This window comes from Sphingomonas adhaesiva (genome assembly GCF_002374855.1).
In the GTDB taxonomy this organism is placed as follows: Bacteria; Pseudomonadota; Alphaproteobacteria; order Sphingomonadales; family Sphingomonadaceae; genus Sphingomonas; species Sphingomonas adhaesiva.
The window spans coordinates 519,235-534,670 of the sequence record NZ_NWVC01000002.1 but is presented as its reverse complement, the minus strand read 5'-3'; the positions used below and the strand labels follow the sequence as shown (position 1 = coordinate 534,670).

The window sequence follows — 15,436 nt, the reverse complement described above, 5'->3', positions numbered from 1 at the left end:
GCGACCTGCCACTTGTTCTCCCGTCACCCCGGCCTCGCGCCGGGGTCCATCGAGCCGCGTACGCACCGGCCGACGGGGCGACGAACGGGTGCCTCCCCGTACCACGCCAAACCGACGAACCGCTGGCCATGTTGGAATTCCCGTGCTTTGCCAACCACATGGCACCGGGTCTCAACATTCGCGAAAAGGCCGCGATCGTCTCAACATTCGCAACATTCGTTTTCAGCAACCGTCGTGCCGGCCCCGCCGCCGCGACGTCGAAAGGTCTGTGATCCGATGGCACTGAACCAGAGCGGCTGGCGCCCTAGCACTCCGCAGCAGGGCGATGGCGCCCCGGCGACCTTCACCGGCAATCGCGCGCTGATGCTGGAAGAGCCGCTGATCTTCGAGATCGGCTCGACCGAGACGACCGGCGTCGATTTCGCCGCCGGCGACGTGGCCGGCTCGCGGCTCGGCGACCTGACCCGCACCGCGCCGATCGGGCTGGCGGGCCTGTCCGAACAGGAAACGGTGCGCCACTATACCCGCCTCAGCCGACAGAATTACGCCATCGACCTGGGGCTGTTCCCGCTGGGGTCGTGCACGATGAAGCACAATCCGCGCCTCAACGAAAAGGTCGCGCGGCTGCCCGGCTTCGCCGACGTCCATCCGCTCCAACCGGTCGACACGGTGCAGGGTGCGCTGGGCGTCATCAACGAACTGGCGATGTGGCTCATCAAGCTGACCGGCATGTACGGCGTCGCGATGAGCCCGAAGGCGGGCGCACACGGCGAATTGTGCGGCATCCTGTGCATCAAGGCGGCACTGGAGAAGCGCGGGGAGGGGCATCGCAAGGTCGTGCTGGTGCCCGAAAGCGCGCACGGCACCAATCCGGCGACGGCGGCCTTCGCGGGCTTTACGGTGGAGGATATTCCCGCCACCGCCGACGGGCGCGTCGATACCGCGGCGCTGAAGGCGCGGCTGGGGCCGGATGTCGCGGCGGTGATGATCACCAACCCCAATACCTGCGGCCTGTTCGAACGCGATCTGAAGGAGATCAGCGACGCGGTCCATGCCGCGGGCGGCTACGTCTATTGCGACGGCGCGAACTTCAACGCGATCGTCGGGCGCGTGCGCCCGGGCGATCTGGGCGTCGATGCGATGCACATCAACCTGCACAAGACCTTCTCCACGCCCCATGGCGGCGGCGGGCCGGGGTCGGGGCCGGTGGTGCTGTCGGAGGCGCTGGCACCGTTCGGCCCGCTGCCGTTCACCGCGCGGACCGCCGACGGCTACGTCCACCTGATCGAGGAGGAGCGCGCCGAGGAATTCTCGAACGAGCATTTCGACGGCACGCTCGACAGCTTCGGGCGGATGACCGCCTTCCACGGCCAGATGGGCATGTTCACGCGCGCGCTCGCCTATATCCTCAGCCATGGGGCGGACGGGCTGCGGCAGGTCGCCGAGGATGCGGTGCTCAACGCCAATTACGTGCTGCGTTCGCTGGAGGACACGCTCGACGCGCCGTTCGCGGCCAGCGGACCGTGCATGCACGAAGCGATCTTCAGCGACCGTGGGCTGGCGGAGGGCTTCTCGACGATCGACGTGGCCAAGGGGCTGATCGACGAGGGCTTCCACCCGATGACCATGTATTTCCCGCTGGTGGTCCACGGCGCGATGCTGGTCGAGCCGACCGAGACCGAGAGCAAGGCCGCGCTCGACCAGTTCATCGGCGCGCTGCGCTCGGTGGCGGAACGCGCGAAGGCGGGCGACATGGCGCTCAAGACCGCGCCGCACTTCGCCCCGCGCGCGCGCCTCGACGAAACGCTCGCCGCGCGCAAGCCGGTGCTGCGCTGGAAACCCCCGGTCGCGGTGGCCGAGGCGGCGGAATAGCGGTCGGGCTCTAACGTCGCCCTGGCCGCCGGATCATCAATCGTCCGGCGCCGCCGTCATCGTCTGCTGCCGGCCCAGCCGGTGTTCGCGCCACACGATGAACAGCCCGCTGGCGATGATGATCGGCGCCCCCACCCATGTCATCGGCGCGGGCAGGGCGCCGAACAGCAGCCACCCGTAGATCGTTGCCCACAGCAGCCCCGAATAGTCCATCGGCACCACTGCGGTGACCGGCGCGAGCCGCGACGCGGCGGTCAGCGACAATTGCCCCAGCGCGCCGACCACGCCGGTCGCCGCCAGGATCGCCCAGGTCCCGGCATCGTGCGGCTTGAGGTGGAAGGCATAGGGGATGGCGATCAGCGGCAGCGTCAGCGCGGTGAACCAGAACACGGTGGTGCCGGCCGGTTCGTCGCGCAACTGGCGCAGCAGCACCGCGACCAGCGCGACAAACAGCGCCGCCAGCAGGCCCACCGCCGCCCCCGCCGGCGCAATATGCGCGCCGCCCGGCTGGGCGACCACCAGCACGCCTGCGAACCCCACCAGCACCGCCGCCCACCGCTGGATTCCGGTCGGCTCCTTCAGCAGCGTCGCGCCCAGGATGGTCGCGAAGATCGGCACCGTGAACTGGAACGTCGTCGCCTCCGCCAGCGGCAGCAGGATCACCGCGCCGAACGTGAACACCATCCCCACCAGCCCGACCATCGCCCGCGCCAGATGCCCGCGAAACCGCGTCGTCCGCAACGACGCCAGCCCGCCCGGCCCGCGCATCACGAACGCCAGCACCACCGGCAGCGCACACGCCTGCCGCCAGAACATCCCCTCGAACAGCGTCGCGCCGCGATGCTCGCCCCACTTCACCAGCGCGGACATGGTCGACAGGAAGAAGATGGCCAGCAATCGCAGCGCGATGCCCGCCAGCACGCGATCGCCGGACATGCGCTGCGCGTAGCGGCGCGCGCGGGGCGAAGGAACCCCGCACCGCTCCGGTTGCCAAAATCGCCGGTTCGTTTAGGTCGCGGATCATGAAACACGCCCTTTCCGTCACCCGCGAGGCGGACTTCGCCGCCTGGTACCAGACCGTCATCACCGAGGCCGACCTGGCCGAGGAAAGCGGCGTGCGTGGGTGCATGGTCATCCGGCCGTGGGGCTATGGCATCTGGGAACGGATCCAGCGGCTGCTCGACGATCGCATCAAGGCGACCGGCCACGAGAATTGCTATTTCCCGCTGTTCATCCCGCTGTCCTATTTCGAGGAAGAGGCCAGCCACGTCGATGGCTTCGCCAAGGAGATGGCGGTCGTCACCCACCACCGGCTGGTCGCCGACGGGAAGGGTCGGCTGGTCCCCGATCCCGCCGCGAAGCTGGAGGAACCGCTGGTCGTCCGCCCGACCAGCGAGACGGTGATCGGCCACGCCTTCGCGCGCTGGGTCCAGTCGTGGCGCGACCTGCCGGTGCTCATCAACCAGTGGGCCAATGTCGTGCGCTGGGAGATGCGCACCCGCATGTTCCTGCGCACCGCCGAGTTCCTGTGGCAGGAGGGGCATACCGCGCACGCCACCGCGCAGGAGGCGCAGGCCGAAACGCTCAAGATGCTGGAGGTCTATCGCGAGTTCGCCGAAACCTGCATCGCGCTGCCGGTGATCGCGGGCGAAAAGCCGGAGAACGAACGCTTCCCCGGCGCGGTCGCGACCTACAGCATCGAGGCGATGATGCAGGACGGCAAGGCGCTCCAGGCGGGCACAAGCCATTTCCTGGGCACCAATTTCGCCAAGGCGCAGAACATCCGCTTCCAGAATGCCGAGGGGCAGCTGGAACTGGCCAACACGACCAGCTGGGGCGTGTCGACGCGGATGATCGGCGGCCTCATCATGGTGCATGGCGACGACGACGGGCTGCGCGTGCCGCCGCGCGTCGCGCCGTGGCAGGTGGTGATCGTGCCGATGCTGCGCGACACCCCCGAGGACGAGGCGCTGGTCGCCTATTGCAAGGAATTGCAGGCCGCGCTGTCGCGGGAAAGCGCGCTGGGCGAACCGGTACGCGCGCTGCTTGACCTGAAGGCGGTGAAGTCCACCAACAAGCGCTGGGGCTGGGTCAAGAAGGGCGCGCCGATCGTCATCGAGGTCGGCGGGCGCGACATGGCGGCCGGCAACGTCTCGGTCATCCGCCGCGACCGGCTGTATCGCGAGGACGGCAAGCTCGACAGCGTCGCGACGGCCCGCGACGCCTTCGTCGCCGCGGCGGGGGCGATGCTGGAGGAAATCCAGCAGGCGCTGTTCACGCAGGCGCGCGACCGGCTGCACGCGAACATCACCCCCGCCGCGGACTGGGCCGCGGTGGAGGCGCATTTCGCGGAAGGCGCCAGGAACCCCGGCTGGCGCGAAGTGCAATGGTCGCGCCCGACCGGCGCCGCGCTGGAGGCGGTGGTGGAGAAGCTGAAGGCGTTGAAACTGACACTGCGCAACGCCCCCATGGATCAGCCTGCGGCCGACGGCGCGTGCGTCTTCACCGGCGCGCCGGCCGTCGAACGGGTGCTGATCGGCCGCTCCTACTGATCGGCTGCGGGGGCGGCGGCCTGCCAGCCTAGCCGCAGCCGTCCGCCTGCCACGCCCTCCGTCGCCGCGCCACCGCGCGCGACGATCCCGGCGGCAACGGCGCGGCGCTGCGCCGCGCTGCCACCGTCGATCGTCACGGTACGCCCGCTGCGCATCGCGGCCCAGGCGGCGCTGCCCATTGCCGCATCGTCGATCACGCCATCGGTGATCGCGAGCGTCGGCAGCGGGGTGTCGGTGGGCGGCACCAGCGCGACCGACCAAGGTGCAGCGGCCTGCGTCGCGCGCTGTTCCAGCGACCGATATCCCGCGAGCGGCAGCCCGGGCAGCGCGGCGGCCGTGACGTGGAGCGTGCGCGCGTCCCCATCGGTGCGCACCGCCGTGGCGGGAACGCCCGCAATCAGCGCGACATCGGCGATCATCCGCTGGCGGCGGCGATCGTCGCCGTCGTCGCTTTTGGCACCGGCCGCGGCGCGCGCCAGTTGCGCCGCCTCGGCGCCGCCGTCGTCGGGCGCGACCTGCAACTGGTCGACGTGCAGGTCGATACCATGCGCCAGCCGCCGACGCAGGTCGCCGGCCAGTGCGCGATCCGCCGCGGGGTCGAGGCGCGGGGTGAAGACGACGGCGCGGATGCGGATCGGCTCCGCGCCGAAATCAATGTCGAGCTGCCCCAGCCGCGATGCGGTGGGAAAACGGTTGGCGATCGTCTCGCGCACCTGGCGCTGGGCGATCGCCTCGAACGCGATCTGGCGCAGCGCCGCACCCAGCGGCACCGACAGCAGGCCGAGCGAGACGACGAACAGGACCAGCTGCCAGCCGGTATGCTGCGGCGACAGGTGGCTGCCGAAACCATAGAGCCGCGCGACCAGCGCCGCAGTCAGCGCGATCGTCACCGCATTGGTGGTGAACAGCAGCAGCGCGCCGGTGAAGACCGTCCAGTTGAGCGTCGCGATGCCGAAGCCGACGACGACCAGCGGCGGCATCAGCGCGATCGCGATCGCGACGCCCACCACCGTGCCGCCCCGCCCGCGGATCAGCGCATAGGCGCCCGCGACCGCGGACAGAAGCGCGACGAGCAGGTCGAACAATGTCGGGCGGGTGCGCCCGGCGATCTCGCTGGTGATCGTCTGGATCGGCGACAGGGCGACGCATATCACCGTCAGCGCGATAGCCAGCGCGGCCCCGGCCAGCAGCGCCACCGCCGCGCGGCGTATCTCGCGCGGGTCGACCGTGGCGATGCCGAAACCCAGGCCGATGATCGGCATCATCAGCGGCGATAGCAGCATCGCGCCGATCAGCACCGCCACCGACGGCATCAACAGCCCCAGCAGCGAAATGGCCGCGGAAATGACGATCAGGAAGGCGTAGCGCCCCGACCAGCCGGAATCCTCCGCGATCTGGCGCAGCACCGCATCGTGATCGACCCCGCGCACCACCCACATCGACCACCAGCGGCGCAGCTTGCCCCGCCGCTGCGGTGCCGTCGTTGCCATTCTTCCTGTTCTCCCCGCTCGATGCCAATGCCGGCAGGGTACATACGAAAAAGCCGCCGTCCGGTATCCCGGACGACGGCCTTTCGCGTCAGTTACCCGATCGGGCGGGGAGGATTATTCCCCGGCCTCGTTCAGATACTCGCCGGCGTCCGCATCGGTGCCGTGGCCCGACGGGACCACCGCGGCCAGCGGATCGCTGCCGGTGCCAACCTCGTCGCGCGGGTTGCGCGCATCCTCGGCCGCCTTCACCTGCGCGGCGGTACCGGTCAGGATCATCGCCTCCTGCAGCTTGCGCTGCTGGACCCGCAGCGCGGCGTCGCGGCTGGAGGCCGCCACGCGCAGGCGGTTCATGCCCGCACCGGTACCCGCCGGGATCAGGCGGCCGACGATGACATTCTCCTTCAGCCCCATCAGCGTGTCCTGCTTGCCCTGGACCGCTGCCTCGGTGAGGACGCGGGTGGTTTCCTGGAACGACGCGGCCGAGATGAAGCTGCGGGTCTGCAGCGACGCCTTGGTGATGCCCAGCAGCACCGGCTTGCCCTGCGCAGGCTGCTGGTTCTTCTCCAGCTTGGCGTTGATCGCGTCCATCTCCTCGCGGTCCACCTGCTCGCCGACCAGCAGCGTGGTGTCGCCCGATTCGATGATTTCGACCTTCTGCAGCATCTGGCGAACGATCACCTCGATGTGCTTGTCGTTGATCTTAACGCCCTGCAGTCGATAGACTTCCTGGATTTCGCTGACCAGATATTCGGCCAGCGGCTCGATGCCGAGCACTTCCAGGATGTCGTGCGGATCGGGGCTGCCGCCGATCAGGTTGTCGCCACGCTTGACGTAGTCGCCTTCCTGAACGTCGATCACCTTCGACTTCGGCACCAGATATTCCACGACCTCGCCGCCGTCCTCGGGCTGGATCCCGATCTTGCGCTTGGCCTTGTAATCCTTGCCGAACACCACCCGGCCGGAAACCTTGGCGATGATCGCATTTTCCTTCGGCTTGCGCGCCTCGAACAGCTCGGCGACGCGCGGCAGACCGCCGGTGATGTCGCGGGTCTTGGCCGATTCACGCGCGACACGCGCCAGCACGTCGCCCGCCTGCACCGCGGCATTGTCCTCGACCGACAGCACCGCACCTGCCGCCAGCATGTAGCGTGCGGCCTCGCCCGAACCTTCGTCGAGCAGGGTCAGGCGCGGACGCAGATCCTCCTTCGACTTGGTCGAGGCGCGATATTCGATCACGACGCGTTGGGCGATACCGGTGGCCTCGTCGACCTGCTCGGTCAGCGTCTTGCCCTCGATGAGGTCCTGGAACTTCACCGTACCGGCGGTTTCCGTGATCACCGGCATGGTGAACGGATCCCATTCGGCCATCCGGTCGCCCTTCGACACGATATGGCCGTCGTCGAACATCACGTACGCGCCGTACGGGATCTTGTGCACGGCCAACTCGCGGCCGTCCATGTCGACGATCGCGATCTCGCCCGAACGGCTCAGCACGACGCGGCGGCCGCGCTGGTCCTCGATGATCCGCAGGTCGCGGAACTCGACGGTGCCGTCGACCGGCGCCTCCAGGTTCGACTGTTCGTTCAGCTGCGCCGCGCCGCCGATGTGGAAGGTCCGCATCGTCAGCTGCGTGCCCGGCTCGCCGATCGACTGCGCCGCGATGACGCCGACCGCCTCGCCGATGTTGACCGGCGTACCGCGGGCAAGGTCACGCCCGTAGCACTTGCCGCACACGCCGACCTTGCTTTCGCAGACCAGCGGCGAGCGGATCTTCATCGCTTGAACGCCCAGCGCCTCGATCTGCGCGACCATCGGTTCGTCCAGCAGCGTGCCGACCGGGATGATGACCTCGCCCGACTTGGCGTCGACCACATCCTCGGCCGTCGTACGGCCCAGGATGCGCTCGCCCAGCGAGGCGATGGTCGACCCGCCCTGCACGATCGCCTTCATCTCCAGCGCGCGCTCGGTCCCGCAGTCGATCTCGACGATCGTGCAGTCCTGCGACACGTCGACCAGACGACGGGTCAGGTAACCCGAGTTCGCGGTCTTGAGCGCGGTGTCCGCCAGACCCTTGCGGGCGCCGTGCGTCGAGTTGAAGTATTCAAGGACGGTAAGGCCTTCCTTGAAGTTCGAGATGATCGGCGTCTCGATGATCTCGCCCGACGGCTTGGCCATCAGGCCGCGCATGCCGGCCAGCTGCTTGATCTGCGCGGGGCTGCCGCGCGCACCGGAGTGGGCCATCATATAGATCGAGTTGATCGGCTTCTCACGGCCGGTCTCCTCGTCGATGCGAACGGCCTTGATCTCGTTCATCATCGACGCCGCCACCTGGTCGCCGCAACGGCTCCAGGCGTCGATCACCTTGTTGTACTTCTCCTGCTGCGTGATCAGGCCGTCCTGATACTGCTGCTCGAAGTCCTTCACCTGCTCGCGCGTCTCGTCGACCAGCTTGTCCTTGTCCGGCGCGATCAGCATGTCGTCCTTGCCGAACGAGATGCCGGCGCGGAACGCGTGACGGAAGCCCAGCGCCATGATCGCGTCGGCGAACAGCACCGTCTCCTTCTGGCCGGTGTGGCGATAGACCTCGTCGATCACGTCGCCGACGTCCTTCTTCGTCAGCAGGCGGTTGACGACGTCGAACGGCACCTTGTGGCTCTTGGGCAGGCATTCGCCCAGCAGCATGCGGCCCGGCGTGGTTTCATACCGCTTGAGATACTGCTTGCCGTCCTCGTCGGTCTGCGGAACGCGGCTGACGATCTTGGAATGCAGCGTCACGGCGCCGGCGTTCAGCGCCTGGTGCACTTCCTGCATGTCGGCCAGCAGCATGCCTTCGCCCGGCTCGTTCTGCTTCTCCATCGAGAGATAGTAGAGGCCCAGCACCATGTCCTGCGACGGCACGATGATCGGCTTGCCGTTGGCGGGCGACAGGATGTTGTTGGTCGACATCATCAGGACGCGCGCTTCCAGCTGCGCTTCCAGCGACAGCGGGACGTGCACGGCCATCTGGTCGCCGTCGAAGTCGGCGTTGAACGCGGAGCAGACCAGCGGGTGCAGCTGGATCGCCTTGCCCTCGATCAGCACCGGCTCGAACGCCTGGATGCCCAGGCGGTGGAGCGTCGGCGCGCGGTTCAGCAGCACGGGGTGCTCGCGGATCACCTCGTCTAGGATGTCCCAGACTTCCTTGCGCTCCTTCTCGACCCACTTCTTCGCCTGCTTCAGGGTCATCGACAGACCCTTGGCGTCGAGGCGTGCGTAGATGAACGGCTTGAACAGCTCGAGCGCCATCTTCTTCGGCAGGCCGCACTGGTGCAGCTTCAGCTCCGGCCCGGTCACGATGACCGAACGGCCCGAATAGTCGACGCGCTTGCCGAGCAGGTTCTGACGGAAGCGACCCTGCTTGCCCTTCAGCATGTCGGACAGCGACTTCAGCGGACGCTTGTTGGCGCCGGTGATCGTCCGGCCGCGACGGCCGTTGTCGAACAGCGCGTCGACAGCTTCCTGCAACATGCGCTTTTCGTTGCGGACGATGATGTCCGGCGCACGCAGTTCCATCAGCCGCTTCAGGCGGTTGTTGCGGTTGATGACGCGGCGGTACAGGTCGTTGAGATCCGACGTCGCGAAGCGACCGCCGTCCAGCGGCACCAGCGGGCGCAGTTCGGGCGGGATGACCGGCACGACCTCCAGGATCATCCACTCCGGACGGTTGCCCGATTCCAGGAAGCTCTCGACGACCTTCAGCCGCTTGATGATCTTCTTGGGCTTCAGCTCCGACTTGGTCGTCGCCAGCTCCTCCAGGAGCTGCACCTTCTCGCCCTCAAGGTCGAGGTTCTCGAGCATGATGCGCACCGCCTCGGCGCCGATGCCGGCGGAGAAGGCGTCCTCACCATATTCGTCCTGCGCCTCGAGCAGTTCGTCCTCGGTCAGCAACTGATACTTCTCGAGCGGGGTCAGGCCCGGTTCGATGACGATATACGCCTCGAAGTACAGCACGCGCTCCAGCTGCTTGAGCTGCATGTCGAGCAGCAGGCCGATGCGGCTGGGCAGCGACTTCAGGAACCAGATGTGCGCGACCGGCGCGGCCAGCTCGATATGGCCCATCCGCTCGCGGCGGACCTTCGACACCGTGACCTCGACACCGCACTTTTCGCAGACGATGCCCTTGTACTTCATGCGCTTGTACTTGCCGCACAGGCATTCATAGTCCTTGATCGGACCGAAGATGCGCGCGCAGAACAGGCCGTCACGCTCGGGCTTGAACGTGCGATAGTTGATCGTCTCGGGCTTCTTGATCTCGCCGAAGGACCAGCTGCGAATCTTGTCCGGCGACGCGATCCCGATCTGGATCTGGTCGAAGGTCTCCGGCTTCGCGAGCGGATTGGCGAAATTGGTCAGTTCGTTCATCTTGATGAACCTCTTTCAATTCGTAGCCCTCTCCCCGCCGGGGAGAGGGTTGGGTGAGGGGGCGCCGCAGGCGCTGGCCTCTAGGAGGCGCCGCCCCTCACCCCGACCCTCTCCCCGCCGGGGAGAGGGCGAAGGGCTGTTTACTCCGCGGCTTCGGCCATGCCGTCGTCCTGCGCCTCTTCCATCGACTTGAGGTCGACGTTGAGACCCAGCGAGCGCATTTCCTTGACCAGCACGTTGAAGCTCTCCGGGATGCCGGCCTCGAACGTGTCGTCGCCCTTGACGATCGCCTCATAGACCTTGGTGCGGCCGACGACGTCGTCCGACTTCACCGTCAGCATTTCCTGGAGCGTGTAGGCGGCGCCATAGGCCTGGAGCGCCCACACTTCCATTTCGCCGAACCGCTGGCCGCCGAACTGCGCCTTGCCGCCCAGCGGCTGCTGGGTGACGAGGCTGTACGGCCCGATCGACCGCGCGTGGATCTTGTCGTCCACCAGGTGGTGCAGCTTCAGCATGTAGATGATGCCCACCGTCACGCGCCGGTCGAACGCATCGCCGGTACGCCCGTCGTACAGAACCGACTGGCCCGACGTGTCGAGACCGGCCAGTTCCAGCATCTCCGACACGTCGCTTTCGCGCGCGCCGTCGAACACGGGCGTGCCCATCGGCACGCCGGTGCGCACGTTGTGGACCAGCTCGGCGATCTCCTCGCCGTCGCGTGCCTCGATCTCGTCGACATAATGGTCGCCGTAGATCTCCTTGAGCCGGGTCTTGACCGCGTCGGGCATCTCGCCCGCCCTGGCGTCGGGATTGGCCTCACGCCAGTCCTCCAGCTGCCGCGCGACCTGCATGCCCAGGTTGCGCGCCGCCCAGCCCAGGTGCGTCTCGAAGATCTGACCGACGTTCATGCGGCTCGGCACGCCCAGCGGGTTGAGCACCAGGTCCACCGGCGTCCCGTCGGCGAGGAACGGCATGTCCTCGACCGGCAGGATGCGGCTGATGACGCCCTTGTTGCCGTGACGGCCGGCCATCTTGTCGCCCGGCTGCAGCTTGCGCTTCACCGCGACGAACACCTTGACCATCTTGAGCACGCCCGGCGGCAGCTCGTCGCCACGCTCCAGCTTCTCGCGGCGATCCTCGAACTTGTCGCGGATGCGCTTGGCGGCTTCGTCATACTGGCCCTTCACGGCCTCCAGGTTCGCCTGCACGGCATCGTCCTGGACCGCGAACTTCCACCATTCGTGACGGTCGACGCTGTCGAGCACGTCCATGTCGATGGTGACGCCCTTCTTGACGCCCTTGGGGGCCGCGGTGGCGACCTGATCCAGCAGCATCTCGCGCAGGCGCGACCAGGTGGCACGGTTGAGGATCGTGCGCTCGTCGTCGGCGTCCTTCTTCAGGCGCTCGATCTCCTCGCGCTCGATCGCCATCGCGCGCTCGTCCTTGTCGATGCCGTGGCGGTTGAAGACGCGCACGTCGACGATCGTGCCCGCCACGCCCGGCGGCAGGCGCAGCGAGGTGTCGCGAACGTCCGACGCCTTCTCACCGAAGATGGCGCGCAGCAGCTTCTCTTCCGGCGTCATCGGGCTTTCGCCCTTCGGCGTGATCTTGCCGACCAGGATGTCGCCCGGCTCCACTTCGGCACCGACGTACACGATGCCCGCCTCGTCGAGGTTGCGCAGTGCTTCCTCGCCGACGTTCGGGATGTCGCGGGTGATGTCCTCCGGCCCCAGCTTCGTGTCGCGGGCCATCACCTCGAACTCGTCGATATGGATCGACGTGAACACGTCGTCCTTCACGATCCGCTCGGAGATGAGGATCGAGTCCTCGTAGTTATATCCGTTCCACGGCATGAACGCGACCAGCGCGTTGCGGCCCAGCGCCAGCTCGCCGAACTCGGTCGACGGGCCGTCGGCGATCGTGTCGCCGGCGCGCACCACGTCTCCCACCTTCACCAGCGGGCGCTGGTTGATGCAGGTCGACTGGTTCGAACGCTGGAACTTCATCAGCGTGTAGATATCCACGCCCGATTCGGTCGCACTGACCTCACCGGTGGCGCGGATCACGATGCGGCTGGCGTCGACCTGGTCGACGATGCCGGCGCGCCGCGCCGAGATCGCCGCGCCCGAATCGCGCGCCACCGTCTCTTCCATGCCGGTGCCGACGAACGGCGCCTCGGCACGGACCAGCGGCACCGCCTGGCGCTGCATGTTCGAGCCCATCAGCGCGCGGTTCGCGTCGTCGTTTTCCAGGAACGGGATCAGCGAGGCGGCGACCGACACCAGCTGCTTCGGGCTGACGTCCATCAGCGTCACCGTTTCCGGCAGCGCCATCAGGAATTCGCCCGCCTGCCGCGCCGACACCAGCTCCTCGGTGAAGCGGCCCTCGGCGTCGGTTTCGGCCGATGCCTGTGCGACGGTGTGCTTCTGCTCCTCCATCGCCGACAGGTACACGACCTCGTTGGTCACCTTGCCGTCGAGGACCTTGCGGTACGGCGTCTCGATGAAGCCGTACTTGTTGACGCGCGCGAACGTCGACAGCGAGTTGATGAGGCCGATGTTCGGGCCTTCCGGCGTCTCGATCGGGCAGATGCGGCCATAGTGCGTCGGGTGGACGTCGCGGACCTCGAAGCCCGCACGCTCACGCGTCAGACCGCCCGGCCCGAGCGCCGAGACGCGGCGCTTGTGCGTCACTTCGGACAGCGGGTTGGTCTGGTCCATGAACTGCGACAGCTGCGACGAGCCGAAGAATTCGCGCACCGCGGCCACCGCCGGCTTGGCGTTGATCAGGTCGTTCGGCATCACCGTCGACACGTCGACCGACGACATGCGCTCCTTGACCGCACGCTCCATGCGCAGCAGGCCGACGCGATACTGGTTCTCCAGCAGCTCGCCCACCGACCGCACGCGGCGGTTGCCGAGGTTGTCGATATCGTCGATCTCGCCCTTGCCGTCCTTCAGGTCGACCAGCGTCTTGACGACCGCCAGGATATCCTCGGTGCGCAGCGTCGTCACCGTGTCCTCGGCATCGAGGTCGAGGCGCATGTTGAGCTTGACGCGGCCCACCGCCGACAGGTCGTAGCGGTCGGGATCGAAGAACAGGCCAGCGAACAGCGCCTCGGCCGTCTCCAGCGTCGGCGGCTCGCCGGGGCGCATCACGCGATAGATGTCGGACAGCGCCTGCTCGCGCTCCTCGGCCTTGTCGGCCTTGAGCGTGTTGCGGATCCACGGCCCGGTCGAATGATGGTCGATGTCGAGCAGGTCGATCTTCTCGATGCCGGCCTTGTCCAGCTTCTCGAGATTGTCGGGACCGATCTCGTCACCGGCCTCGACGTAGATTTCGCCGGTGCCCTCGTTGATGAGGTCATAGGCCGAGTAGCGGCCGTAGATTTCCTCGGTCGGGATCAGCAGCGTGGTCAGTCCGTCCTTCGCCGCCTTGTTCGCGGCGCGCGGGGTGACCTTGGTGCCGGCCGGGAACACGATTTCGCCCGACGACGCGTCGATCAGGTCGAACGTTGGCTTGGCACCGCGCCAGTTCTCGGCGTTGAACGGGATCTGCCAGCCGCCTTCGCCGCGGACGAACGTCACGCGGTTGTAGAAGTGGTTGAGGATCTCTTCCGAATTGAGGCCCAGCGCATACAGCAGCGCGGTGACCGGCAGCTTGCGCTTGCGGTCGATACGGACGTTGACGATGTCCTTGGCGTCGAACTCGAAATCGAGCCACGAGCCGCGGTACGGGATCACGCGCGCGGCAAAGAGATACTTGCCCGACGCATGGGTCTTGCCACGGTCATGGTCGAACAGCACGCCCGGCGAGCGGTGCATCTGCGACACGATGACACGCTCGGTCCCGTTGATGAAGAAGGTGCCGTTCTCGGTCATGAGCGGCATGTCGCCCATGTAGACGTCCTGCTCCTTGATATCGAGCACCGAGCGGGTTTCCGTATCCGGATCCACCTCGAACACGATCAGGCGCAGCGTGACGCGCATCGGCGCGGCATAGGTGATGCCGCGCTGGCGGCATTCCTCGACGTCGAACTTCGGCGGCTCCAGCTCGTAATTGACGAAGTCCAGCTCGGCGGTGCCGGCGAAGTCGCGAATCGGGAACACCGAACGCAGCGTCTTTTCCAGGCCCGAGACATAGCCGATCGACGGATCGGAACGCAGGAACTGTTCGTAGCTTTCGCGCTGAACCTCGATCAGGTTCGGCATCTGCACCACTTCGTGGATGTTGCCGAATACCTTGCGGATGCGCCGCTTGCGCGTGCCCGCCTTGTCGGTCCGCGCGGTCCCCGCGTCGATCGGATTGGTCGCCATAAGAGCTTTGTGCCTCGTCAGCCAGAATTCACGGGCGCTGGGGTCAGTAACGACGAAAGGCCGCACGTCTAATCCCGATCATCGGGAGACGGCAGCCTGTCAGCGTCCTGTCTTTCCAGCCCCCATCCGTACGACGCGCTGCGCGACGGCGCGCCATGTCCCGAGGCTGTGGAAAGTTGCCGCGATATAAGCCCGCACTGGCACAGCGTCAACCGCGCGCTGCTATCGCCGCGCGGGTTGAAGGGGTAGGGGAGGGGCATGTTGCGTGTCATCCTCTTGCTGGTCGGTGCCCTGCTGGTGCTGCTCCCCCGTTCCGCCGATGCGCAGGAGGTGTTCGTCGGCGTCCTGTCGCACGGCGTCGACACCCCGCTGACCAAGGCGACCGGGGAGGGCGGCACCGACCTTCAGCTGGGGGTGCGGGGCAAGCCGGTACTGAACGCGGGCGTCGCGACGCTGCGCCCCTATGCCTTCGTCTCGGCGAACACGCGCGGCGACACCAGCTTCGCGGCGGCGGGTCTTGCGCTGACGGTGGGGCTCCCGGGCTTTTTCGTGCGGCCGGGGATTGGCCTGGCGGTGCATGACGGGCCGTCCTATCGCGTCGGGGCGGACGGATTTCGCACCGATCTGGGCAGCCGCGTGGTGTTCGAGCCGGAACTGGGCGTAGGGTTCACGATCCTGCCGCGCGTCACCGCGGAGGTGCAATGGACGCACCTGAGCCATGCGCAGCTCTTCAGCCGGCAGAACCCCGGGCTGGACATGATCGGGACGCGTGTGACGATCCGTTTGCCGTAAATGCGCCTCGCTG

The 15,436-nt window shown here is 67.2% G+C and carries 7 protein-coding genes; 3 read left to right on the top strand and 4 right to left on the bottom strand.

Going from position 1 to position 15,436, the window contains the following annotated elements; translation table 11 throughout:
- Nucleotides 1–276: 276 nt before the first annotated feature.
- Nucleotides 277–1,872 (top strand): aminomethyl-transferring glycine dehydrogenase subunit GcvPB, encoded by a 1,596-nt coding sequence (gcvPB, locus tag COA07_RS07030; protein ID WP_066711598.1) that lies wholly within the window; start codon nucleotides 277–279, stop codon nucleotides 1,870–1,872.
- Between the two features lie 36 nt (nucleotides 1,873–1,908).
- On the opposite strand, the gene COA07_RS07025 is transcribed toward gcvPB, so the two are convergent.
- Nucleotides 1,909–2,808 carry a DMT family transporter gene (locus tag COA07_RS07025; protein ID WP_066711597.1) on the bottom strand — a complete coding sequence of 300 codons (900 nt, stop codon included), beginning with the start codon at nucleotides 2,806–2,808 and terminating at the stop codon, nucleotides 1,909–1,911.
- 86 nt (nucleotides 2,809–2,894) lie between these two features.
- Here COA07_RS07025 and COA07_RS07020 point away from each other — a divergent pair, with 86 nt between their 5' ends.
- The gene (locus COA07_RS07020) at nucleotides 2,895–4,424 is read left to right on the top strand and encodes an aminoacyl--tRNA ligase-related protein (protein ID WP_174525832.1); all 1,530 of its coding nucleotides are present in this window, start codon (nucleotides 2,895–2,897) and stop codon (nucleotides 4,422–4,424) included.
- Here COA07_RS07020 and COA07_RS07015 read toward each other — a convergent pair.
- From COA07_RS07015 to rpoB, 3 genes are all read right to left on the bottom strand, one after another.
- Entirely contained in the window at nucleotides 4,418–5,914 is a 1,497-nt protein-coding gene (locus COA07_RS07015) for a DUF389 domain-containing protein (protein WP_245842050.1), read from the bottom strand. The genes COA07_RS07020 and COA07_RS07015 overlap by 7 nt on opposite strands.
- A 114-nt stretch (nucleotides 5,915–6,028) precedes the next feature.
- Entirely contained in the window at nucleotides 6,029–10,315 is a 4,287-nt protein-coding gene (gene rpoC, locus COA07_RS07010; RefSeq protein WP_066712075.1) for a DNA-directed RNA polymerase subunit beta', read from the bottom strand.
- A 140-nt stretch (nucleotides 10,316–10,455) separates the two neighbouring features.
- The gene (gene rpoB / locus COA07_RS07005; protein WP_066712165.1) at nucleotides 10,456–14,631 is read right to left on the bottom strand and encodes a DNA-directed RNA polymerase subunit beta; all 4,176 of its coding nucleotides are present in this window, start codon (nucleotides 14,629–14,631) and stop codon (nucleotides 10,456–10,458) included.
- Between the two features lie 258 nt (nucleotides 14,632–14,889).
- Between rpoB and COA07_RS07000 the strand changes: the two genes are divergently transcribed.
- Nucleotides 14,890–15,423 carry an acyloxyacyl hydrolase gene (locus tag COA07_RS07000; protein ID WP_066712163.1) on the top strand — a complete coding sequence of 178 codons (534 nt, stop codon included), beginning with the start codon at nucleotides 14,890–14,892 and terminating at the stop codon, nucleotides 15,421–15,423.
- Nucleotides 15,424–15,436 lie beyond the last annotated feature (13 nt).

Excerpts from the sequence above, each read along its gene's own strand:
- gcvPB (WP_066711598.1), top strand. The coding sequence starts at position 277 with ATGGCACTGAACCAGAGCGGCTGGCGCCCTAGCACTCCGCAGCAGGGC.
- COA07_RS07015 (WP_245842050.1), bottom strand. The coding sequence starts at position 5,914 with ATGGCAACGACGGCACCGCAGCGGCGGGGCAAGCTGCGCCGCTGGTGG.
- rpoC (WP_066712075.1), bottom strand. The coding sequence starts at position 10,315 with ATGAACGAACTGACCAATTTCGCCAATCCGCTCGCGAAGCCGGAGACC.
- COA07_RS07000 (WP_066712163.1), top strand. The coding sequence starts at position 14,890 with ATGTTGCGTGTCATCCTCTTGCTGGTCGGTGCCCTGCTGGTGCTGCTC.
- rpoB (WP_066712165.1), bottom strand. The coding sequence starts at position 14,631 with ATGGCGACCAATCCGATCGACGCGGGGACCGCGCGGACCGACAAGGCG.
- COA07_RS07025 (WP_066711597.1), bottom strand. The coding sequence starts at position 2,808 with ATGTCCGGCGATCGCGTGCTGGCGGGCATCGCGCTGCGATTGCTGGCC.
- COA07_RS07020 (WP_174525832.1), top strand. The coding sequence starts at position 2,895 with ATGAAACACGCCCTTTCCGTCACCCGCGAGGCGGACTTCGCCGCCTGG.